Source organism: Hutsoniella sourekii ATCC 700629, assembly GCF_000518205.1.
Classification (GTDB): Bacteria; Bacillota; Bacilli; order Lactobacillales; family Aerococcaceae; genus Hutsoniella; species Hutsoniella sourekii.
Map to the genome: position 1 here is coordinate 1 of NZ_KI912400.1, position 23,082 is coordinate 23,082.

Sequence of the window (23,082 nt, forward strand, 5' to 3'; positions counted from 1 at the left end):
CAACAAGAGATCGCTTTTTACTTTGCGGATGCTTATAGTGCTTGGCAGAGAGGGACTAACGAGAACGCCAACGGATTACTGAGAGAATTCTTTCCTAAACGCACAGATCTAGCTAAAATTACGGAAGATGAACTTTTCAATGCGCTATGGTTGATAAACAATCGACCTAGAAAGTGTTTAAATTTTAAGACGCCCTTTGAGGTATTCATGCACGAACTTGTTCAGTTAGAATGATTTTTTGTCGCAATAATTATTGCAATTCATCATTTTATTTCATAAAAAGGTCCCTAAAAAAATCCCTCGCTTCGTACTATATAATGAGCCGCCCAAGAGCGGTAATAAAAAATAAGAAGGAGCATTTAACATGCAAAAAAATAATGATTTAAAAGTATGGTTGTCACGTCTAGGAAAGGGAATTTTAGTTGCAGGATTAGGGGCTCAAGTATTAGTTAGTCAACCACTACACCAGGTCCTAGCAGACGATGATGATTATGAAGATTATGACGATTACGACTACGACGACTATGATGACTATGACGATTATGATGATGACGAAGGCTACGATGATGATGACGATTATGATGATGCAGGCTACAATACCTACATAACCGAAATGGATAATGACGATGATTATGATGATGACGATGACGATGACTACAATACTTATGTAACAGAAACTGATGACGACGATGATGATCGCTACATCCTATTCAATGGTGTATGGTTAAAAGTCGATAGTGATGCAGATTTAGAAGATATTTGGGAAGAATATTATGAAACGGTTGATGACTATGACGATGATGATCAAAAACAAAGAGCGCGTCCGAATCAAACAGGTAACAAGGTTAACAAAGACTACCTAGACGTTGAATTAGAAAAAAATCCTAACTTTATGAATCCTGAAGTTACGCCAGAAGATGATCCTAAACAAGGATTGGAAGTTGGCCAAACGCTTGATAATGGTAATAAAGTAGAAGAGTTAACAATTAAGGAAGAAACTCCCATTCCGACACTTGCTCAAGGAGATAAAGAAACCCAATATCAAAATGCACAAAACCAAGAAAAAATCAACACAGTAACGGTTAAAGATCCTAATGAAGCCACTCAAACTCAGGCAATCAAAGTAAATGAAAAGACACAACAAGATGTCAATACGAATACTTACATTGATGAAACTTTACTTAACCAGGAATTCTTGGCCTTACTTAATGCAGATCGTCAAGCAGCAGGGCTTAAACCTGTAGAATACGGAACGCATTTACAGCAAGGGGTTAACACGCGAACCAACGATCTGGCAACGATTGGTCACATTCGTGTAAATGATCAGCCTCACGTTCGTCTAGATGGCTCTTCCTTTAGAGAGGATTTCAATTATCTAGGTGAGGCCAATAAGAATTCTCTAGGTGAAAATACGGCTATGTCAACTTATAATGGGAATCCTAATACTCTAGTTAGTGAAAAAGCCTTAGCGGAACAATTCTACCAACAGTGGAAAGAATCCCCATCTCATTACGAGAACATGATGAGTCCCGATTATAATTTTTCAGCTGTATCTGTCAAGATGAGTGATAAAAATCAACTAGCAGGAGATGGTTATAACTCATTGATTGGAGTTCAAGTTTTAGATACATCTGCTCGTTAATTAGACATAATAATAAGCCAAAAAGTCCGCATAAAGTGCGGACTTTTTTAATGGATATAATCGCTATCTAAGTTAAAAAGATCCATGGAGCGAATAACACTATCATAGCTTTTGCTAATTTCAACAGCGGGTATAGCTATAGGACGCTCTTCTTCGTAGCAGACACCATAGACTTCAATTGGCATTTTAAGGTAATCAATACGAGACTTCAGGCTTAACCACATCCGAGGTAAATGTTGGGTAGTGGAGATAATACATATTTTTCGGTAGTCACTCTGCTTTAAAGAATCCACAATTCCGTTGGTACAAGCTACCAAGCTTAAGGTCGTCAAATCCAAAATAATTTTTTTGCTATCTACTCCTTGTTCTATGAGCCATTTATTGATGGCTAGCGCCTCATGATAAGAATTATGGACAGGGCCCCCGGCAATGATAATGTCTGCTTGGGGATGGATTCTAGCATACTCAAGCGATTTTTGTAATCTTTTCTTTAAAATATCGGTAAAATCGCCGTTATTTTTTAAGCGATGACCATAAATGATGAGGCAGTCGAAACGGGTGTCATCGGGAATTTGACTTTCAAAGTCGATTCTTTGATTATTTCTTTCGATAAAGTTGTAAGTGTCCATAATAAGCTGAGCTAATTGAGGAGAAATCATTTTCACATATCTTAATCGTTCTCTTACCGCATCATCGTCCAAGCAAACCTTAGCAAAGAAGGTCGATAAAAAGAGGGCCTGTTTATCGCGGCGGTTGATTTTTAATATCTGGTCAAACTGTTCCCAGGCTGCTAAATAATGGCCATAAAAGGAATAGATCTCTCCTTTCAAACGATAGGCAGAGGTCACCTCTTTTCCTTCTGCAATCATCTGGTCTAAAAGATCTATCGCCTGATTCATATTTCGGATTTTTATACGGTTGATGACTTTACTGAAGGCTGGGTGATGTAAATAATATTCCCCCACATATTGGGTATAAAATTTTTTGGTTTGAGTTGAATCATTCGCATTTTCAACCGTGGGTCTTAGACTAGCTTCTTTTAATTTCATTGTTTCACCTCCTTGCAAATATCAATTTAATTATAGCCTAAAAATAATGAAAAAAATTTTATCAGACTCTTTTTTAGCTATTTGTAACATTATGTCTAAAAATAAATTATCTTTACATAAAATTAATAGTATTAATGTAAGGGATTGCTATACTGAAGTTATTCTTAAGAACGTTTAGCATATATGCAGTGTGTTGCCAGTTATTTTATTTATCTTAGCGGAGGAATAACAATGAAAAAATTTTTGAAACAAGCATTAGCTGCGTCAGCTTTACTTTTTGGAGTAGCCAGTCTATTGCCAGTTTATCAGGTTCAAGCTGCAGAAGATAAAGAGTTACTGATCTACTCAAACTCATTATCTAATGGTCGCCAAGAATGGTTAGAGGAAAAGGCTGCTGAAGCAGGATTCAAACTTTCCTTTGTATCGGGTGGTTCTGGTGAAATATATAATCGTTTATTAGCAGAAGCAGAGAATCCTCAAGCAGACGTCGTGTTCGGAATGGATGAAATTAACTGGAAGACAGTCACTGAGGCGGATTTAATTCATCCTTATGAACCTAAGTGGGCAGGCGAGATTGATGAGGCAGCGATTACTGGTGATGGCTTCTATTTTCCAACGGTAGAAGAGAGAATTACTATGTACTATAACCCTGAATTTGTTGAAGCAGATCAATTGCCTTCGACTATGGAAGGGTTTGGCCAAGATGAATCTTATCAAGGTAAATACCGGGTGCCAAATAGTTTTGGCGGAGGAACAGACCAAAAGATTGCCTTATCAATCTTATTACAGCATCAAGATGAAGCTGGGGAGCTAGGTATTTCTGATGAGGGTTGGCAGGCGCTTGCTGACTTCTTAGCGAATGGTTTCATGCCTGTTGAAGGGGATGATCACCTACAAATGACTAAAGAAGGAGAAATTCCATATACTTACTACTGGTCAAGTGGTGTAGCTGGTATGGAAGAAGAGTATCAAATGACTGTTGAGCCGATTAATTTCGAGCCAGGAGTTATTACCATGCGCGAACAAGTAGGTATTGTTAATAAGGGTGATGATAATAACTATCAGGCAGCTGAAGAGTTTGTTGATTGGTTTGGTAGTGCGGATGTTCAGGGTGCCTGGGCCAAGGAGCATGGTTCGTTACCAGTTAACCCGAAGGCGCAAGAACAAGCTGGCGATAAAATCAAATCAATTGCTGAAGCAACAACAGTAATGGAAGTGGATTGGGAGTTTGTTCGAGAAAACTTAGATAGTTGGATTGAGAAAATAGAATTAGATCTCATGCCATAATTAAAAGTTGATAGATAATCTGGCCCTGTTGCTTACTGGCTTCGGGGCTTTTCTATGAGTAAATAGGAGGACCAGGATGTTAGAAATTCGTGATTTACAGATTAAGTATGGCGACTTTATTGCCATGGATGAGGTCAATTTAGATATTCACGAAGGTGAATTTTTCACCCTTTTAGGCCCGTCTGGATGTGGCAAGACGACTACTTTAAGAGCTATTGCCGGATTTAATACACCATCTAAGGGGACGATTAAGATAAATGGTGAAGATATCGTCAATGTACCCGTTGAAAAAAGAGGATTAGGTATGGTTTTTCAATCTTATGCCTTATTTCCAACGATGACTGTCTACGATAATATTGCCTATGGCTTAGAGGTGGAAGGAAGATCAAAAGAAGCAATTGATCAGACCGTGCGTCGGATGGCGAAAATGGTTGATCTAACAGATGAACAATTAGAGAAGAATGTTTCTGATTTGTCTGGTGGCCAGCAGCAACGGGTCGCCATCGCTAGAGCGATGGCTAAGGGCCCTAAATATGTCTTATTTGATGAGCCATTATCAAATTTAGATGCCCGCTTGCGTAAACAACTACGAAGAGAGCTGAAGAAAATTCAAAGAGAAGCGGGATTGACAGCTATTTATGTCACCCATGATCAAGAAGAGGCCTTGGAATTATCCGATCAGATTGCAGTCTTCAATAATGGCTACATAGAACAAGTTGGAACGCCAAAAGAAATATATGATCAATCGGCAACTGAATTTGTTTGTAATTTTATTGGGGATGCCAATCAATTGGGTGACTTATTAGCTAAAAAAATAGCCAGCCAAACTTCCTTTAAGTATCAAGCCAACCATAACTATTATATCCGAGAAGAAAAGATCTTATTAGAGGAGCCATCCCTTCACTCAGGAGAATTAGCGGTGATTGATGCTTTAGTACTAGATGAGTCCTTTAAGGGTAGCGTGTTTACTCTGACCCTAGATGTCTTAGGTACTAAATTAAAGGTTCTCAGTCAAAACGATGGCAAACGCTATTATCCACTGGGTTCAGAGGTCAAGATCTATATTGATATTGATTCAATTTTAGGATACGAGGTGAATTAAACATGAGTGAGCGAACCCTTAACTGGCAAAGATCCTTGCCCCGGATTCTTTTCATCGTGTTTATTTTATGGTTTATCTTTACTTTGATTTTAAATCCGATATTTTCTGTGATCGTTGATAGTTTTACTCAATCTGGTACGCTTGATTTTACGTCGGTGAGTAAGATATTACAATCAGATCGAGCCTTAAAGGCCATCAGAAATTCATTTATTCTTGCAGTTACTTTAACTATCACTTGTAATATTGTGGGTATTTTTATCGTTTTTGCCACTGAATATTTTGACTTAAAAGGATCCCGCTTATTATCTTTAGGTTATATGACGGTTCTTATATTTGGTGGCTTGATTTTAAACAACGGTTATTTACTGGTCTATGGTGAAGATGGTATTGTAACTCGGTTTTTAACAAGTATTTTCACAGGATTAGATCCTAACTGGTTTGAAGGATTTCCGGCTGTCTTGTTTGTTATGACCTTTGCCTGTACCAATTTACATATGCTCTTCTTAAGAAATGCTGTTCGGGGCTTGGATTATAATATTATTGAAGCGGGTCAGAATTTAGGCAGTAGCCAAGGTGAAGTGTTGAAAAAAATTGTGCTTCCTTCCTTAAAACCCGTTCTATTAACGATGGTAATCATGACCTTCCAGACAGGATTAGGAGCTATGGCAGCGCCACTTATGGTTGGGGGGAGAGAGTTTAATACGATTTCTCCATTAATTCTTACCTTTTCGCAAAGGCCTGGTTCCAGAGATTTAGCAGCTGTTTTAGCTATTCTACTCGGCTTATTCCAAATTATTCTCCTAGTAATTATCACGGTTAATGAGCGACGGGGAAATTATTTATCTGTTTCAAAGACCAAGATCGTTCTTAAAAAGCAAAAAATCAATCATCCAGTGATGAATATCCTTGTGCATCTTATTGCTTATCTTTTATTCATCATTTATACCTTGCCATTTGTGATGGTCATTATTATGTCCTTTATGAAATCAGAAGCCATTAAATCAGGCGTGATATCCTTTGCTAATTTTACTCTAGAAAATTACCAAAAGATCCTCGTTGATGCTGGTGCCTATCAGCCTTTCTTGACGAGTACCCTATTTTCTGCTTTTTCAGCGATTGGCTCTGTTCTTTTGATGACGCTAGTGGTTCATTTTCTATTTAAGAATCAGCACAATCGCTTTATTCAATGGCTCGAATATCCATTTTTTATTCCTTGGCTACTGCCAAGCTTACTGATTGGTTTAGGCTTTATCCTCGCTTATAGTAAGCCTTCTTGGTTGTTATTTGGCGAAAGTACGATTGGTTCGCTTTGGACGCTTCCAGTTGCCTACTTGATCGTTCTTTTACCATCTACTCTAAGATACATAAAGAGTGCCTATTACTCCTTTGATCAAAACTTAGAGGAAGCTTCATTAATACTAGGTGCTAGTAGCTTTAGGACCTTCTTTAAAGTATTGATACCTTGTCTGCTACCAACTCTTTTAGCCTTAATTGCGATTAATTTTAATGGGAAACTAGCAGATTATGATTTATCCGCCTTTTTATACCAGCCTAATAGTCCAACCTTGGGCATTGTCATCAGGCAAAATGCAGATCCTCAGGCTAATTTGGATGCAAAGGCAATAAACTTTGTCTACTCGGTCATTTTAATGGGTATTAATGCGATTGTGATGTATTTAGTATATGGTAAAGGTAATGATTGGCTAATCAGAGCCGCTGGAAGAAGAAGAGGAAAATAATATGTATGATGAGTTACTTGACTTAAATAATAAACATCCTTTTCTGATCTTGACCCATCGAGGTCTATCGGGAGGCAATGTTATTCAAAATACTCGCCAGGCTGTGGAACTAGCAGTTAAGGCAGGTAGTGATCTGGTGGAAGTAGATATTTGTCGAAGTAAGGACGGGGAATATTATCTCTTCCATAACGGCATGGAGATCTTTCTTTTAGGAAGAGATCGTGATTTTTCTGAGTGGACGAGTCAGGAAATAGATGCAGTCCACTTATTGAATTCAAATGGTGAACAGTCGGGTCATTTTGTTGAAAAATTAGAGGATTTTCTGGATTGGTTACCAGAAGGTTATCTTGTGAATTTAGATCGTTCTTTTGATTATTGGGAAGATGAAGCCTTTTTCAATCTTATTAGACAAAGTGGTAAGCAGGAGCAAGTTCTCTTAAAGAGTGGCATCAAACCCGAGTACCTTGAAGCAATTCGGGCAAACGGTGAGGGTTTACAGTATATTGGCATTGCTCATCAGCCAGAAGAGATCGAGCTATTAACTAAATACAGTCAGTATTTAAGGATCTTAGGGGTTGAACTGATATTCAAAAATTTAAGCTCACCGATCCTACAACCTAAAATAATCAATAGCCTATCAGCTTATCCAATTCGATTAGTCAATATGGAAAGTCTGGGCCAGGATTATAATTTAGCTGCAAATATTACGGATGATCAATTTTTATTTGAGCAGGAGGCAGTTATTCAAGATTTTATCGACCGAGGAATCAATATGATTCAAACCGATTGGCCTTACTTCTTGTCAAACTACCGAAGCTCACTCTAGCTACCATTTATTTACGATTATAAAAATATTGCTAATAAAAAGCTCCCAAAGGTTAAATAAGCAAATTTAACCTCCGGGAGCTGTTTTCTTGTATTTAGCGTGTGGCTTATGTTTTAGGTCAAGGGTGGGCTAATCATCATCCCAATCGTCGTTCCAATCATCATCGTCCCAATCTTGCCAATCATCATCGTCATCCCAATCAGTCTCACCGATATCGTTCTGCCAATCATCATTAGTGTCTTGAGGGGGACTGGTTGGTATGGTTGGTTGATTAGGGCTAGGTGCGGTCGGTTGGTCGGTTACTTGAGATTCTGGCCTATTAGAGCTTGGTTGGTCGCTTGATTCTTCTGGGGCCAATAGAATCCGATTGCTTTGCAAGGCAAGCAGCAGTCGATCTTGAAAGTTTTGGTTCAGGATTTGCCGTCTATTGGCTGCTTGTTCTCGTCTATGAGCTTCTTCATCTATTCCCATTTGATAGAAGTGGGCCTTATCACCTAAGCGTTTTTGTTTTTCTTGAGCAGTCAGTGATTGACCTTCCTCTGGGCTCCATAACGGAATGTCCTTTTGGTCCGCTAGATATTGAGTGAATGATTGTTTGGATTGTTGGGACTTGCGATAGTCTTCGAGACTGGCAGGAGCTAGAATTAAATTCTTTTCCTGGGATCCATGACTTAGATTGTCAACAAGTTCCTCTTCTTGGAGATCATCTGTATAAGCAATGAAAATATCATGATCATCCTGCTGGTCAATATAGGACTGGAGGTTAGGGTAGACTTCTTCAAGTGGCTTGCCCAAGAAGGCTTTAAACTCTTCTTGACCGGCTCCCATCTCAACGACTTGTCCCTTGGCATTGAGTTGGATTTCGAGGCTATCCTCTAAGCCAATACTCATAGCAGCTACCACTTGGTGGTAGGAGTGATTTTGATAGAAGAGAGTTCCACCAATGATTAAGATCAGGCAGGCTGCTACTAATAGGAATTGCCGTCTAAAAGTTGGTCGAATGATTTTATCTTTTGTCGGAGCTTGGGCCTTAGATGTTGCTAAGACATCTTCTTTTAAATAATAGATCTCTTGTCCAATAGCTAAACCAGGTTTAATGGCTATTTTCTGGAAGCGCCCCTCTTGGTCAATCACGATGGCATAGTCAGCTTCAACTTTAGCAACTAGGGCCTTACGATAGTCCATTAGGCATCCTCCTTTCTGATCCATTGGATGAGAAGTTGGCATTCTTCTTTGACCATAACAATCACTGAAATGATAAAGGTCTTACTTCTTTGAATTACTTTAGTAGTAACGTTATTATAATCAGCCGTTACTTTAATGGGTAACCGCTTTTTCTTATAGAGTGGTTCAGTAATAGGCGGGTATTGGCTGGAACGAAGGGAGATAGAAATAGCTCTTTGGCGGGTATCTTCATGTTGCGGGGATTCCTCAACCAAGTTCTCCATGGTAATGCCAAAAGGCACTAACGCTTGTTGCCAGTGAGTGAGTTCTGATGAATAATCGGCTTGATGAGAATCATTGGCATCAGCTACTTGGACCCCTTCGTCAGTGAGCTGGTCCAGAGATAAAGAGTCTTGGTGTCTTTTCTCACGCCTGATGTGGTCAATCAAGCGACTCTTAATAACTAGCTTGACGTAGGGCAAGAAGGGTCCCTTATCTTCGTCATATTTGCGATAAGCTTCTTCAAATGCAATTAAAGCTACTGAGAAAGCATCGTCATTATGGACATGGACATATCTTCCAAGCGTTTCGCTAACAGTCTGAATGATAAAGCCGTAGTGGTCTTGAATCGCCTGATTAATCTCTGCAGTCAATCTAATCCTCCTAACTCTAATGGTATTATTAATATTGTACTATAACTGCTCTTCATATAGTATATACGAAGCTTCTGTCTATTTTAGGGACCAAAAAAAAGAGATTCCCATGGAATCTCTTCGTTAATTATTGATAAAAGTTGATGCGCTTGGCCAACGGATACATAATCAAGGCTCCTAGACCCATGGCAATAAATTCAGACAAGGCTAAGGTACCATAATTAAACCAAAATCCACCTGGTACTCCAATATGAACGAGCATGATGGCGATAATAAACATAGTCGCAGTAAAGGTTAAAGCCATAACGATAAACTGAATCAAGAGTGGATCCAGTCCTCCTTGGTATTTGTTAGCCAGTTGCTTGGCTAAATACCGCCCGAGAAGTAAAGAAACCAGGGTGTGGAAAGTACCGACCACGACGTCCAATGGTGTTGATAGGATGGCGTTGACAATGAAGACGCCTAGGGCAATCGCTGTCACATACCGCTTATGAAAAAGGCCTAAGTAGTTTAAGGCTTCTGAAATTCTAAACTGAACGGCTCCAAAACCTAATGGGGCAATCAGAAAAGTTAAAGCCACATACAAGGCTGCTACAAGAGCGGTTCGGGTTAAACCGAAGGCGGTGGTGTCGACAAACTGTTCTTTTTGTGTCATATCTATTTCTCCTTTATAGATCAGCTGGGCTGTCTAGTATTCTTGGCAACCAAAGGAAGAGAGCAAGCTCTACTGAAGTGTTGCCCTTGAATTGTAGAATGAATCCTACCATTTGTCAATAAGTGGCGACAGGACAAGATTGAATTCTCAAGTCCCTAAGGGTAAGATTAGATAAAGGAGGGATCAAATGACAGCACCTGAAACTAATCGGGGTCTCCTATTGAGAAAGTTATTTATATCGACATTGACTTTAAGTGCCTTTACCTTTGGCGGCGGTTATGTCATTGTAACCATGATGAAAAAGACCTTTGTTGATGACTTTGCTTGGATTGATGAAGAAGAGATGTTAGATTTGGTCGCCATTGCTCAGTCTGCTCCTGGAGCAATGGCTGTCAATGGAGCCATCGTTGTTGGTTATAAATTAGCGGGTATTTCTGGAGTCCTGACAGCAGTGGTGGCCACGATTATTCCGCCATTTTTGATTATTTCCTTGATCTCTATCTTTTATGAAGCTTTTATTAGCTATAAGCCAATTGCTTGGTTGTTTGAGGGCATGCAGGTGGGTGTCGCAGCGGTTATTCTTTCGGTTGTCTTTGATATGGGTAGAGGTGTCTTGGCCTCTAGAAATAGGTTGTCTATCTTATCGATGATTTTTGCTTTTCTAGCCCATTATTTTTGGGGCTTGAATGTTATCTATTTGATATTAATAGGAATAGGTCTAGGGCTACTTCAATTTTGGCTGACTAGTAAGGAGGGCTCAAGATGATTTATTGGCAATTATTTCTAGCTTTTTTGAAAGTTGGAGCATTCAGTTTTGGGGGTGGTTATGCCGCGATTCCCTTTATTCAATCTGAGGTCGTTGAAGCTCAGGGTTGGTTGACCCTTAGTCAATTCAATGATCTGATTACCATTTCCCAAATGACCCCGGGACCGATTGCTATTAATGCTGCCACCTTTGTTGGAATCCGTGTGGCAGGTATTTGGGGTGCTATAGTCGCTACCTTAGGGTCCATCCTACCTTCGGTTATTCTAGTCTCCATCCTCGCCTATTTCTATATGCGCTATCGTCGATTGGATCTCTTACAATTTATTTTATTAGCGCTTCGACCAATCATCGTCGCATTAATAGCCACAGCAGGCATTAGCCTGTTACAGACGGCCCTTTTGCCTTCAAAGGCTATAACCTTGAGCGCGATTCCTCTTACTCTTGTCGTTATTTTCTGTGTGAGCTTATTCTTGCTCAGAAAGACCCAGTTGAATACGATTGTTGTGATGGTGTTGGCAGGAGTGATCAATTTACTTTTCCACAGCTTATAGAAACTTATCAACAAAAATCTGTGGATAACTTGTGAAAAATTAGGAACAAACGAAAAGAGATTGCCAAGCAGAGACAAATCCTATATTCTATCCCTAAAGTGATTACTTGCTTGTTAAACAAGTTAGAGAAAGTGAGTGTATGGCGTGAAGAAAATTTTACAGTTATTGTTAGCTCTGTTCATGGGGGTAAGTCTGACTGCTTGCCAACCAGAAGAGAAGCAGCCGGTTAATCCTGAAGAATCGCAATTTGCCTCTGAATTTGAATCAGTTGTCGAAGATCAGGTCGCTAAGGATGCGGAATCATTTAACGAGAAGCAGAGCAAAGAACAAGATCCTGAAGTAAGTCAGATTCAGTTGGCCTTAGTTGTTGATGGTCAAGAGATTTTATCAGAAACTTATGATGCAGAGCCAGGAACTCCTTTATTGGATGTGATGGAAGCCCACCTGGATGTCCAAGCAAGTGATGGCTTTATTGAATCCATCAATGGTCACAGTCAGTCTCCAGCAGATAATTATTATTGGCTTTATACTGTTGACGGCGAGCCAGCAGATGTCGGGGCTGATCAGTGGAAGATAGAAGATGGTCAGGAAATCGTTTGGACTTTGAGTAAGCTATAATGGATCAACAATCCAAGACTGCCTATCCAGCTAGCCGGATTACGGCATTAGCCTTGGCGATAAGTTTTTCTGTGGTGGGTCGATTGATTTTCCAAGTTCTACCTAATGTCCAACCCATGACAGTTATTATCGTCTTGTTAACCCTGTATTTAGGTCTTGTTAATGGGTTGATTGTTGCTCTGGGATCATTGCTTCTTTCTAATTTGTTATTAGGGATGGGACCTTGGATGATCGGGCAAGCTTTGGCCTATTTTGTGCTTGTAGTCCTAACTAGTCTTTTGACTAAGCGGTTAGACTCACTTCGAATGAGAAAGTATGGTCAGCTTGGATTAGCTAGCTACTGCTTTTTTCTTGGAATCTTGTATGGGTGGGTCATTTCAATTTACATGGTTAAGGTATTTGCTATGCCTAATTTTTGGGCTTATTATTTACGGGGTATCCCCTATGATTTTTTACATGGATTAGGAAATTTCTGTTTCTATCTAATCCTACAGCCTCTTTTATCGCCCTATTTAGCAAAGATTCGACTAAAGGTGTCCTGACTTGAAAATAAATGGATTTCCAAGTATAATAGTCAAAGAAGGTCAAGATTTAAGATTGGACTTGTCTTGCCTTTCTTTTTAACTTATAATAGTCAAAGATAGTCAATGTTAGGCAGAGAGGAGGCTAGAAGATGAGCAAACGAAACATGTCGGATATTATTGAACAGTACCTTAAAAGTTTTTTGCAAAATCAAGAGCAATTAGAAATCAAGCGGAGTGATATCGCTGAGCGTTTCGACTGTGTTCCTTCTCAAATCAATTACGTGATTAATACTCGTTTCACTCAAGAGCATGGTTATATGGTTGAGAGTAAACGGGGTGGTGGCGGTTATATTCGAATACTTAAGATTGAGTTAGTGGGTGAAGTGGCAGCCATTGACCAGATGATTGAATTGATAGGAAATCGCCTCAATTACCGCAATGCCGTTAATATTATTGATACCTTGTATAAGAATGAGATTATTAGTCAAAGAGAAGCCTTAATCATGGATGCGATGTTATCCAGTGAAGTCCTTGGACAAGCAGGTGCTCAAGAAGCGTCTCTGCGAGCCAATCTATTGACACAAGCCTTAGAACAGTTGAGAATAGACTACAATTAAGAGGTGATAGAATGTTTGAAGAATTATTTACAGAGAGTGCAAGGCAAGCAATGGTCTTTGCTGCCGAACAAGCTTATTATATGCGTCACCAAGCGATTGGAACGGAACATATTTTGCTCGGTTTAGCCCGTGAAGAAAAGGGAATAGCAGGGAAAGCCTTACGCGATTCAGGAGCAAGTTATGATCGTTTGTTAGCTGAGTTAGAAGCGATTCATGGGCGCGTAGCCAGTCCTGCTGCCCACGGTGAAATTGTGATTCCCTATTCACCAAGAGCCAAGAAGGTTATTATGAATGCTTCCAACGATGCCAAGCGCCTTGGGGCGCCTAAGGTTGGAACAGAGCATCTTCTATTAGGTATGCTCAAAGAGGAGATCATGGCGACCGTTATCTTACGCAATGTCGGTCTAGATATTGCTGAATTACGTAAGCTGGTCTACGATATGATTGGCATCAGTCAACAGCAAGCTAGTCGTAGTGGTAATTCCAGAATTCGTACCAGTAAAAGTAACCAAAAACCAGGTCAATCGAACTCTAAGACACCGACCTTGGATTCTGTCGCTAGAGATTTAACCCAGCTAGCCCGAGATGGTAAGCTAGATCCGGTTATTGGTCGGGATGAGGAAGCTCGTCGTATGGTTCAGATCCTCAGTCGTCGAACCAAAAATAACCCCGTCTTAGTAGGTGAACCAGGAGTTGGTAAAACAGCTATTGCTGAAGGATTAGCTCAACTCATGGTATCTGGTCAAGTACCGGAAGATATTGCTTCTAAACGCTTGATGATGCTAGATATGGGGTCTTTAGTAGCTGGGACCAAGTACCGCGGTGAGTTTGAAGAGCGGATGAAGAATATCATTGAAGAAATAAGTGAGGACGGCCATACCATCTTATTCATTGATGAATTGCATACCTTAATTGGTACAGGTGGAGCTGAAGGATCTGTTGATGCTTCTAATATCATGAAGCCTGCTCTAGCTCGTGGAGAGATTCAAGTGGTCGGTGCTACGACCTTGGATGAATACCAAAAATACGTTGAAAAAGATGCCGCTCTTGAACGTCGTTTTTCTAAAGTAATGGTCGAAGAACCGAGTCAACAAGATTCAATTAAGATTTTGGAAGGCTTGAGAGAGCGTTATGAGAAACACCACAGAGTAGAAATTACTGACCAAGCCATTCAAGCAGCAGTTAAGCTCAGCGTACGATACTTAACGGAACGTCGCTTGCCAGATAAGGCTGTTGACTTAATGGATGAAGCAGCGGCTAAGGTTCGCATTGATGAGACCACTCATTCATCAACTAGCCATGAATTAGAACTCGCCATCCGTAAGATTATCGAAGATAAAGAAGCAGCGATCCTGGCACGTGATTTTGACCGGGCGGCGAGTCTTCGAGAAGAAGAAGTGGCTATGGAAGAAAAACTAGAAAAAGCTAAATTAGAAGAAGATTCAGATGAAAGTAAGGCAAAACTTCAAGTTACAGACGAAGATGTTGCCGAAGTGGTAGCACTCGCAACCGGAATCCCGGTTCGACAATTAGATGAAGATGAAGTGAAACGTCTAGTGAACTTAGAAGCCGAACTACATGAACGCGTAATTGGTCAAGATGAGGCTGTTTCAGCAGTCTCCAAGGCGATTCGCCGGGCTCATTCTGGCTTGAAGTCACCTAAGCGTCCGATTGGATCCTTCTTATTCCTAGGGCCAACAGGTGTCGGTAAGACCGAATTGGCACGAGCTATTGCTGAGACCTTGTTTGGCAGCGAAGACAATATGATCCGAGTGGATATGTCTGAGTATATGGAGAAACACAGTGTTTCCCGTCTCGTCGGCTCTCCTCCAGGTTATGTTGGTTATGATGAAGCCGGCCAGTTAACTGAATTGGTTCGTCAGAAACCTTATAGTGTGATCTTGTTAGACGAGGTTGAAAAGGCCCATCCGGACGTCTTTAATATATTATTGCAAGTCTTTGATGATGGCCACCTAACCGATGGTAAGGGGCGTAAGGTAGACTTTAGAAATACAATTATTATTATGACTTCTAACTTAGGAGCAACAGCCTTAAGAGATGAGAAATCTGTTGGATTCGGCGCCGTGAGTTACGAACAAAACTTTGAAGCGATGGAAAAACGGATCTTAGAAGAATTGAAAAAGGCCTTCCGTCCGGAGTTCATTAACCGAATCGATGAAATCGTCGTCTTCCATACTCTTGAAAAAGAACAAATTCGTGATATTGTGAAATTACAGACCCAAGAGATTGTCAATCGTCTAGATGAACTGGAAATTTCTGCTCGAGTCACGGATACCGCCATTGATATAATCGCTGAAGCCGGCTTTGATCCAGAATATGGTGCTCGACCAATCCGTCGTGCCATTCAAAAACAAATCGAAGATGAATTGAGTGAGTTGATGTTGAATGGAGATATTCAGCTGGGTGATGAAATAACCATAGGTGGTCGCCAAGGTAATATCAATATCAATAATCGCTCCAAGCAAAAAGCTTAGTGGATTGATAAGGCTGAAGCTTATTCCTTTAAATTCAATGCTTTAACCGGATAGTCTCTCATAATTGAGAGACTATCCGGTTTTTTTATTGCCAGCTGAAGCGACTAGAGTCTTTAAGAATAGGAGCTTAAGCGCTTTTGTGGTATAATTAATCGTGTAGTAAAATAGGATAGGTACAGGAGGAAAATACTATGAAGAAACGTACAAAAAGAACTATCGGATTAGCCCTGTTAGGTTCGGCTATTGCTGTTGCAGCAACTTCTTTATATGTCTATTTTGATGATTCTGCACGTGAGCGTGTAGAAGGAATGTTGAATCGTGAGAAAGCGAAGATGTTTGTTCGCCATCGTCTAAATGGTTCGGATGTTTTAGTTGATGCGGTGGATAACTTATCTGATGCAGAAATTAATACCTTGGTTCAACTAGCTGATGGTGCTTCAGATGCGGGTAGTCAAGCACAAGATACACTCAGTCAGCTCGTGAATCGAGCCAAGGATTTTGGCCAAGATGTTGCCGATCGAGTTAGTGATTATTTCTAAAATAAGCGGATAGGCGGACGCTCTAGCGTTCGCTTTTTAGTTAGGAGGATTAGATGATTGATTGCCAAGAATTAACAGCAAGTGACTTAGCCCAACATGAGAAATGGATGCAAGTAGCCTTAGAAGAAGCACGTAAAGCGAGTGCCATTGGAGAAGTACCTATCGGAGCTGTAATTGTTAAAGATGGCCAGGAACTGGTGCGTGCCCATAATTTAAGAGAAGTGGATAAGCGAGCAACGGCTCATGCGGAACTCTTAGCCATTGAAGCAGCCAATCGAGAGCTGGGGGCATGGCGTTTAGAAGGAGCCAGCCTTTATGTCACCTTAGAGCCATGTGCCATGTGTGCAGGGACGATTATCAACAGTCGTTTAGACCAGGTCATCTATGCCGCTCCAGATCCCAAAGCGGGCTGTGTGGGCAGCTTGATGAATTTGTTGACAGATGAGCGGTTCAATCATCAACCTCAAGTTATCTTTGGTGTATGCCAAGAAGAAGCTAGCCAATTGTTGAAAACTTTTTTCAAGGAATTGAGAATGAGGGCGAAAGAAAAGAAGAAAAACAAAAACTTATCCACAGAACTTGTCTAAGTTGTTGACAAGTCTGTGGATAAGTTTTCTTTTTATTGTAGATGGTGGAGTAAATAGGTTGCGAGACTAAAGTAAATCATTAATCCACAGGCATCATTAATAGTGGTAATAAAAGGACCTGAAGCAACAGCTGGGTCAATCCCTATCTTATTAAATAGCGCAGGAACGACATAGCCAATGACTGTTGAAATACTTAACGTTACCAGTAATGAGGCCCCGATAATAAAGGACAGAACCCAGTTGCCATATAGAAAATAAGCAATGAGGCCAATAGACAGACTGGAAGCAAGGCCAATCAAGAAACCAGAGCAAAACTCATTCCAAAGCATCTTCCAAAAAGAGACGTCATCAGCATTACCCAAAGTAATCCGGCGGACAGAAACGGCCAAAGCTTGGGTCCCTACATTCCCCGCAGAATCCATAATAATCGGCATAAAAGCAGCTAGAGCGACCACTTTAGACAAGGTTTCCTCAAACATCCCGATTAAGTTAGCAGAAATCATGCCCATAAAGATTAGAATGAGGATCCAAGGGAGTCTACTTTTGGTCATACCGATAATGGTATCTGGCTCGTCGCCTTCTTCGTCACTGACGCTAATCCCAGCAAATCGGTGAAAATCTTCTGTCGCTTCTTCATCAATGACGTCCATGATATCATCCACGGTTACGATCCCTAAGAGATGGTGATAAGAGTCAGTAACTGGAAGCGCTAATAGATCGTAATCCTTGATCAAGCGAGCCACTTCTTCTTGGTCTGTCTCGACGTCAACGGCGACAATTTGTGAATTTGAGATGTCCTTCATCTTTGCATCAGGCTTAGCGAAGAGTAAGTCTCTAATCGAAAGGACTCCTGCTAGTCGTTCTTTAGAATCGATTACATAGATATAGTAAATAGTCTCGGCTTGTCGACCAATTTGTCTGAGCGTATGGATAGCTTCTTCAACGGTCGCTTCTTCGCTTACAGTCACCAACTCAGTTGTCATGATGGAACCGGCCGAATCTACTTGGTGGGTTAATATTTTCTCAATCGCTTGTCTGTCCACAGCCTTCATGCCAGCGAGTGTCTCTTGAGAAAGATCAGGATCATCGATTTGTCGAATAAAGCGAGCAACCTCATCATCAGCCACATAAGTAAAGACCTCTTGTAAGAAGCCCTTAGGCAAGTATTGCACAGCTTCCCACTGGTCATCATAATCTAGTCGTTCAAATAATTCAGCAAATTCTTGAGCTGTTAACATATAAGTGATCTTTGTTTTATTTTCCGGGTAAAGTAAGTGAAAAACTTCCACTTGATCTTGCTCGTGTAGTTTTAAGAATAGGTCTCTAAAGGCCTCACGGTCTTGTCTTTTAAGTGTCTTGTAAATTTCTTGGTAGTATAACTTCTTTTCTGTCATCTTAATCTCCTTTACTTATGACTCAGCAACGACAACAAACCAGCACTTAGCCACCTAGTTCGCGCGAAACGAGACAAAGAAAAGTTAAAATAGGACAAAAAGCTAAATAAACTAATTTTTTAAAATCCGCCTTTTTACCATGATTCATTCCTCCTCTAATAAGTTTTGATAGTTAGAGAAGAAAGTAAAAGAGCCCTTGCATCAGCAAGCGCTCTGTAAAAATCCACCTATGGCCCAATTGGGGTCAATGATTATCCGTGGAGTTTCAGCACTATATAACGTAAACCAATGGTTAGCTACCTTAAGAAGGCCTTTGCGACTCTTCCTGTTATACCCGTTGGCGTCTCTGGACGTTCCTGGGCAGTAGCCTATGTTTATATAGGAGCCTCACCTAACTATCATTGGCTTGAGTATACACCCTGTCTAGAATTCTGTCAAACTTTACTGGTAAAAAGTGATTGCAATACAATGAGTATTCTGTTAGAATTTCATTAACGATAAATGAATAGCAGAAGAGAAGAGTAGATATGAGGAAGGATTCAAGAGAGCCTGGTAGCTGAGAGCAGGTATCCTGATAAGTATTGAAGATGAACTTGGAGCTGCTAAGTGGTGCAAGCTATTTAGCCGGTAGGATCCGTTACACGTCCACAGTATTGATAGATACTGGTAGAGCTATTTGCTGTGAAGTAAATAGAAATTAGGGTGGTAGCACGCATATTAGCGTCCCTTTAAGTGCCTCGTAAGGTGCTTAAAGGGACTTTTTTTATTTATCGCATTATTGGGAGAGGAGAGAAAATGATTGACTTTAGTATTAGTAACCGGGGGAGCTTCTGGTATTGGTGCAGGCTGTGTGAACCGCTTTTTAGACTTGGGTCATGAGGTGATTAACCTGGATATCCATCATCATCAAGTAGAAAGAAGTGGTGAACATCAAGTAACCCTAGATTTAAGTCAACCAGAAGCGGTGACTTCAGCCATCGAGGCCATAATTGATCACTATGGAACCCCTCAGGTGACCATTAATAGTGCGGGAATATCTCGGATGGACTTTGCCGTTGATAGCCAGCTAAAAGATTGGCAGGATACTTTTAATATCAATGTTTATTCCTTATTTTTGATCAGTCAAGCGGTTGCTCGTGCCCTAAAGCATGCGGGTCAACCAGGCCGAATTATTCAGTTGGCTTCTCAGGCAGGTAAGAATGGCTATCAGGCGATGGTATCTTATGTTGCTTCCAAACATGCGGTGATTGGAATCACCAAGACCATGGCAAAAGAACTGGCCTTGGATGGTATTTTAGTGAATGCTGTTTGCCCAGGTATTGTTGAAACGCCCATGAAAAGACGCGAACGAATTGAAGGAGGCCATTTGCGGGGTCTGACGGCCGCGGCTATTGAAGCCGAAGATCAATCTCAAGTTCCCCTTGGGCGGACTGCAAGTGTGGCTGACGTGGTAAATGTTATTGAATTTCTGGCTAGTGATAAAGCTAGTTATATGACCGGTCAAGCTATCAATGTAACGGGTGGAATGACCATGCACTAACCATCAAACATTCAAACTAGAGACAAGAATTGAGGAGGAAATTAAATGCAAAAATGGCTCAAAAAATTAATTATAACTATATTTTTACTGGGATTATTTATTCCAACGACTCTTATTCAGGCGCAAACAGTTGTGAAGGTGGCAGTGATTGGTGATTCGACCAATGGGATTTGGGACCTTGTCCAACAGAATTTAGACCAAGCAGGTGAAGATATAAAGATTGAATTAGTGTCCTTTACCGATGGCGTTTACGCTAATGCGGCTCAGTATGATGGTGAGCTTGATTTAACTGCTTTTCAACATAATGCTTTTCTAGCGCAAGAAAATGAGGAAAAAGGGTATGGCTTAGTGGCAATTGGAGATACTTTTATTAGTCCCATGAATATTTTTTCCGAGCAGATTGATTCCTTGGATCAAATTAAGGCGGGGGATTCGGTCTCCATTCCCAATAATGTAACCAACCAAGGACGGGCCCTTTATGTGTTGGACCGCGCCGGCTTAATCAAGTTAGATGAGGAGGTAGGCTTTACGCCTGATATTCATGATATTAAGGAGAATCCATTAAACTTAGAAATCAAAGAGGTAGCACCAGAAAACATTCTACCAACCCTTCCAGATGTGACCATTGGAATTACTAATTCGGATTTTGCATTAGATTACGGTTTAGATCCAGTTGAGGATGCGGTTTTTCATTTAGATTTTGATCCGAATGATGAAGCCTTCAAGCCTTATGTCAACATTATTACGGCCCGCAAGGAAGACAAAGATAATCCAACTTATCAAGCGATCGTTAAAGCTTACCAGCAAGACAATGTATATGATTATATCCTAGATACCTTTAATAATGCGATGGTACCGGTCTGGAAGTAATTCTAGGGGTCTAATTTGCATCTTCAGCTTAAACATGGTATATTACCTAATAGGCAATGGTGGCGTCGTGAACGAGTCAGGAGCGGAAGCTAGCAGCTATAAGCGACTAAGCCATGTGCCCCTATAGCTTATTACTCACACCCTACGGGGTGTGATTTTTTTATTTAGGCGACTAGCTGTAATCTTTCCGGGATTTATTTATAATAAGAAGAGTAGAAAGGGGTAAATAATGGTTAATAAAGAATTGATAAAAGATGATCTATATTTAGCAGTTAATGGTGATTGGCTACAAACCGCTGAGATTCCTGGGGACCAGTCAACAACAGGTGGCTTTATGGATATTCATCAAGCGATCGAAGAGACATTGATGCAGGACGTTGAAGCGATGAGCCGAGGAGACTTAGATTTGGAAGATCCACTTTTAGAGGAATTTATTGCTTATTATCAACTAGCCATGGATTTTGACCGCAGAGATCAATTAGGAGCAGAACCAGTCGAGCCATATTTGGTGCGTATTCAGCAAATCAAGACTCTGGCCGACTTTCAAGAGTTTGCTAAAGAATGGTTATATATACCTTTTGCCTTACCATTTAATTTGGGCTTGAGTCCGGACATGAAAGATACCCAGCATTATGCGGTCTATTTAGATGTACCGGCAACTATTCTTCCGGATGTTACTTATTATGAAGCGGGGAATGAGTCAGGGAAAGCTCTATTGGGAGTTTACGCGCAAATGACCCAGCAAGTCCTGGAAGCGGTGGGATATACAAGTAGCGAAGCCAGTCAAATCGTTGAATCGACCTTGGCCTTCGACCGGCTCTTGGTTCCACACTTGAAATCATCGCAAGAGTTAGCAGACTATACCAAACAATATAATCCAAGAAGTCGCGAGCAGGTAGAGGCTTACCACGAATCATTGAATCTAGTCGCCTTAATTGATCAAGCAGTTGAAGCGACAGTTGATTCGATTATTGTTACTCAGCCTGATTATTTTCAAGCCTTGGGTCAAATATTGACAGAAGATAATTTGGAGCTCTTAAAGTCCTGGTTAATAGTCAAGACTTGTTTGAATGCGGCTTCTCATTTAAGTCAAGACTTGCGTCGCTTGGCTAGCCAATACAGCTTAGCCTTATCAGGTAACACAGAAATTAAAAGCCCAGAAAAGCAAGCCTTTTACTTGGCTACAGGTCAATATGATGATGTAATTGGGATCTATTATGGCAAGAAATATTTTGGCCCGCAAGCTCGTCAAGATGTCTATGAGATGGTCGAGACAATGGTCAATATTTACAAGGAGCGGTTGCAGGCTAATGACTGGTTGAGTCAGCAAACCATTGATCAAGCCATCGTCAAATTAGAGGCCTTAGACATTCTGGTGGGTTATCCAGATACCTATCCAACAGTTTACCAGCAGTTACAAGTGGACCGTGAAGCTAGCTTTTTTGATAATACGGTTCGCTTTGCTAGAATTTGGGCGGAGGATAACTTTTCTAAGTGGCATAAGGAAGTGGACCGGAAGAAGTGGGGTATGAGTGCAGCTACAGTTAATGCTTACTTCAATCCTAATTTGAATCATATTTGCTTCCCAGCAGCCATCCTGCAAGCGCCATTTTATAGCTTAGATCAGACTCGTAGTCAGAACTATGGTGGCATCGGAGCCGTTATTGCTCACGAGATTTCTCATGCCTTTGATAATAATGGAGCTAAGTTTGATGAGTATGGGAATTTAAGTAATTGGTGGTTGCCTGAAGATTTCCATGCCTTTCAAGAGAAGGCAGAAGCAGTGGTCAAGCAGTGGGATGGTATTCCCTTTGCAGATGGCCAAGTGAATGGGCAACTAACAGTATCAGAGAATATCGCGGATGGCGGTGGCCTTGCTGTGGCTCTTGAAGCCACTAAGTTAGAAGCAGACGCAGACTTAGCGGCCTTCTTTATCAATTGGGCCCGTATTTGGAGACAGAAGGCACGTCCAGAGTATCAGGCATTGCTACTAGCAGTTGACGTCCATTCACCAGCTCCATTAAGAGCGCAAATTCAACCGCAAAACTTTGAAGAATTCCATCAAGTCTTTGATATTCAAGAAGGAGACGGCATGTACCGTAGACCGGAAGACCGGGTTGTGATTTGGTGAAATCAACTTTCCAGTTATAAGACAAGGAGGGATGGCTTCAGCCATCCCTCCTAATTTTTATGTTTTTGCATCCATTTGGCTTGATGGTCTCTGGAAATACGCATGATATGCTGATAGAGGTCAGCTAGTTCATCACTTAAGTCTGGGTCTGTTAAATAACTTTGAACTTTTTGGATAACTTGAGATTCACGGCTAGTGTCAAGAATATCCTTGCCATGATCGTATTTGATTTGAGCCACTTCTTCCACGATTTGCGTCCGTCTTTCAAATAATGCAACGATTTCTTGATCAATTTGATCAATTGCTTGTCTTTGTTTGTCTAACATCAGGAGC

22 protein-coding genes, 1 other RNA gene, 1 pseudogene, 1 riboswitch and 1 other annotated feature are annotated in these 23,082 nt (G+C 40.8%); of the genes and pseudogenes, 18 read left to right on the forward strand and 6 right to left on the reverse strand.

Features of this window, described 5'->3' with window-relative positions; all coding sequences use genetic code 11:
* Positions 1 to 234: pseudogene (locus T408_RS11490) on the forward strand (IS30 family transposase); the annotation flags it as partial.
* A 130-nt stretch (positions 235 to 364) separates the two neighbouring features.
* A complete protein-coding gene (locus tag T408_RS11905) occupies positions 365 to 1,642 on the forward strand; it encodes a CAP domain-containing protein (protein ID WP_051444887.1) in 1,278 nt (425 codons plus the stop codon).
* A 47-nt stretch (positions 1,643 to 1,689) separates the two neighbouring features.
* Here the strand turns inward: T408_RS11905 and T408_RS0109775 are convergent, their stop codons facing one another.
* Positions 1,690 to 2,691: a YdcF family protein gene (locus T408_RS0109775; protein WP_028119737.1), complete on the reverse strand. Its 1,002-nt coding sequence runs from the start codon at positions 2,689 to 2,691 to the stop codon at positions 1,690 to 1,692.
* Between the two features lie 231 nt (positions 2,692 to 2,922).
* Between T408_RS0109775 and T408_RS0109780 the strand changes: the two genes are divergently transcribed.
* From T408_RS0109780 to T408_RS0109795, 4 genes are all read left to right on the forward strand, one after another.
* Positions 2,923 to 3,978, forward strand: coding sequence for an extracellular solute-binding protein (locus tag T408_RS0109780; protein ID WP_028119738.1), 1,056 nt, complete (start codon positions 2,923 to 2,925; stop codon positions 3,976 to 3,978).
* 76 nt (positions 3,979 to 4,054) lie between these two features.
* The gene (locus T408_RS0109785) at positions 4,055 to 5,080 is read left to right on the forward strand and encodes an ABC transporter ATP-binding protein (protein ID WP_028119739.1); all 1,026 of its coding nucleotides are present in this window, start codon (positions 4,055 to 4,057) and stop codon (positions 5,078 to 5,080) included.
* A gap of 2 nt (positions 5,081 to 5,082) precedes the next feature.
* The gene (locus tag T408_RS11500; RefSeq protein ID WP_051444888.1) at positions 5,083 to 6,819 is read left to right on the forward strand and encodes an ABC transporter permease; all 1,737 of its coding nucleotides are present in this window, start codon (positions 5,083 to 5,085) and stop codon (positions 6,817 to 6,819) included.
* A gap of 1 nt (position 6,820) precedes the next feature.
* The gene (locus tag T408_RS0109795) at positions 6,821 to 7,645 is read left to right on the forward strand and encodes a glycerophosphodiester phosphodiesterase family protein (protein ID WP_028119740.1); all 825 of its coding nucleotides are present in this window, start codon (positions 6,821 to 6,823) and stop codon (positions 7,643 to 7,645) included.
* Positions 7,646 to 7,774: 129 nt separating this feature from the next.
* On the opposite strand, the gene T408_RS11505 is transcribed toward T408_RS0109795, so the two are convergent.
* From T408_RS11505 to T408_RS11510, 3 genes are all read right to left on the reverse strand, one after another.
* The gene (locus tag T408_RS11505) at positions 7,775 to 8,830 is read right to left on the reverse strand and encodes an anti-sigma factor domain-containing protein (RefSeq protein ID WP_035420631.1); all 1,056 of its coding nucleotides are present in this window, start codon (positions 8,828 to 8,830) and stop codon (positions 7,775 to 7,777) included.
* Positions 8,830 to 9,462 carry a sigma factor gene (locus T408_RS0109805; RefSeq protein WP_051444889.1) on the reverse strand — a complete coding sequence of 211 codons (633 nt, stop codon included), beginning with the start codon at positions 9,460 to 9,462 and terminating at the stop codon, positions 8,830 to 8,832. The genes T408_RS11505 and T408_RS0109805 overlap by 1 nt, the downstream gene beginning before the upstream one ends.
* Positions 9,463 to 9,589: 127 nt before the next feature.
* The gene (locus T408_RS11510) at positions 9,590 to 10,117 is read right to left on the reverse strand and encodes a QueT transporter family protein (protein WP_035420633.1); all 528 of its coding nucleotides are present in this window, start codon (positions 10,115 to 10,117) and stop codon (positions 9,590 to 9,592) included.
* A gap of 187 nt (positions 10,118 to 10,304) precedes the next feature.
* Between T408_RS11510 and T408_RS0109815 the strand changes: the two genes are divergently transcribed.
* From T408_RS0109815 to tadA, 8 genes are all read left to right on the forward strand, one after another.
* Positions 10,305 to 10,883 (forward strand): chromate transporter, encoded by a 579-nt coding sequence (locus tag T408_RS0109815; protein WP_028119742.1) that lies wholly within the window; start codon positions 10,305 to 10,307, stop codon positions 10,881 to 10,883.
* Positions 10,880 to 11,434 carry a chromate transporter gene (locus T408_RS0109820; protein WP_028119743.1) on the forward strand — a complete coding sequence of 185 codons (555 nt, stop codon included), beginning with the start codon at positions 10,880 to 10,882 and terminating at the stop codon, positions 11,432 to 11,434. Before T408_RS0109815 ends, T408_RS0109820 begins: the two co-directional genes overlap by 4 nt.
* A gap of 144 nt (positions 11,435 to 11,578) precedes the next feature.
* Complete coding sequence (locus T408_RS11910; protein WP_157060802.1) at positions 11,579 to 12,052, forward strand: DUF4430 domain-containing protein; 474 nt, start codon at positions 11,579 to 11,581, stop codon at positions 12,050 to 12,052.
* On the forward strand, positions 12,052 to 12,594 hold the full coding sequence (locus T408_RS0109830) for a hypothetical protein (RefSeq protein ID WP_028119744.1): 543 nt from the start codon (positions 12,052 to 12,054) through the stop codon (positions 12,592 to 12,594). Before T408_RS11910 ends, T408_RS0109830 begins: the two co-directional genes overlap by 1 nt.
* A 131-nt stretch (positions 12,595 to 12,725) precedes the next feature.
* Positions 12,726 to 13,193 (forward strand): CtsR family transcriptional regulator, encoded by a 468-nt coding sequence (locus T408_RS0109835; RefSeq protein WP_028119745.1) that lies wholly within the window; start codon positions 12,726 to 12,728, stop codon positions 13,191 to 13,193.
* An 11-nt stretch (positions 13,194 to 13,204) separates the two neighbouring features.
* Complete coding sequence (locus T408_RS0109840) at positions 13,205 to 15,688, forward strand: ATP-dependent Clp protease ATP-binding subunit (RefSeq protein WP_028119746.1); 2,484 nt, start codon at positions 13,205 to 13,207, stop codon at positions 15,686 to 15,688.
* Positions 15,689 to 15,879: 191 nt separating this feature from the next.
* Entirely contained in the window at positions 15,880 to 16,227 is a 348-nt protein-coding gene (locus T408_RS0109845; RefSeq protein ID WP_028119747.1) for a hypothetical protein, read from the forward strand.
* A 53-nt stretch (positions 16,228 to 16,280) separates the two neighbouring features.
* Positions 16,281 to 16,814 carry a tRNA adenosine(34) deaminase TadA gene (gene tadA / locus T408_RS0109850; RefSeq protein ID WP_051444891.1) on the forward strand — a complete coding sequence of 178 codons (534 nt, stop codon included), beginning with the start codon at positions 16,281 to 16,283 and terminating at the stop codon, positions 16,812 to 16,814.
* A gap of 32 nt (positions 16,815 to 16,846) precedes the next feature.
* Here tadA and mgtE read toward each other — a convergent pair whose 3' ends face one another.
* A complete protein-coding gene (mgtE, locus tag T408_RS0109855) occupies positions 16,847 to 18,208 on the reverse strand; it encodes a magnesium transporter (RefSeq protein WP_035420634.1) in 1,362 nt (453 codons plus the stop codon).
* Between the two features lie 243 nt (positions 18,209 to 18,451).
* A riboswitch (M-box (ykoK) riboswitch) is annotated at positions 18,452 to 18,614 on the reverse strand.
* 96 nt (positions 18,615 to 18,710) lie between these two features.
* Positions 18,711 to 18,939, forward strand: a binding site (T-box leader).
* A 68-nt stretch (positions 18,940 to 19,007) separates the two neighbouring features.
* On the opposite strand from mgtE, the gene T408_RS0109860 reads away from it, so the two are divergent.
* The 4 genes from T408_RS0109860 (at position 19,008) to T408_RS0109870 (ending at position 22,749) form a co-directional block, all read left to right on the forward strand.
* Positions 19,008 to 19,748, forward strand: coding sequence for an SDR family NAD(P)-dependent oxidoreductase (locus tag T408_RS0109860; protein ID WP_028119750.1), 741 nt, complete (start codon positions 19,008 to 19,010; stop codon positions 19,746 to 19,748).
* A gap of 45 nt (positions 19,749 to 19,793) precedes the next feature.
* Positions 19,794 to 20,618 carry a MetQ/NlpA family ABC transporter substrate-binding protein gene (locus T408_RS0109865; protein WP_028119751.1) on the forward strand — a complete coding sequence of 275 codons (825 nt, stop codon included), beginning with the start codon at positions 19,794 to 19,796 and terminating at the stop codon, positions 20,616 to 20,618.
* Between the two features lie 45 nt (positions 20,619 to 20,663).
* Positions 20,664 to 20,750: signal recognition particle sRNA small type (gene ffs, locus T408_RS12040), an RNA gene on the forward strand.
* A gap of 97 nt (positions 20,751 to 20,847) precedes the next feature.
* On the forward strand, positions 20,848 to 22,749 hold the full coding sequence (locus T408_RS0109870; RefSeq protein ID WP_051444892.1) for a M13 family metallopeptidase: 1,902 nt from the start codon (positions 20,848 to 20,850) through the stop codon (positions 22,747 to 22,749).
* Positions 22,750 to 22,799: 50 nt separating this feature from the next.
* On the opposite strand, the gene T408_RS0109875 is transcribed toward T408_RS0109870, so the two are convergent.
* Positions 22,800 to 23,075 (reverse strand): chorismate mutase, encoded by a 276-nt coding sequence (locus tag T408_RS0109875; protein WP_028119753.1) that lies wholly within the window; start codon positions 23,073 to 23,075, stop codon positions 22,800 to 22,802.
* Between the last annotated feature and the right edge of the window lie 7 nt (positions 23,076 to 23,082).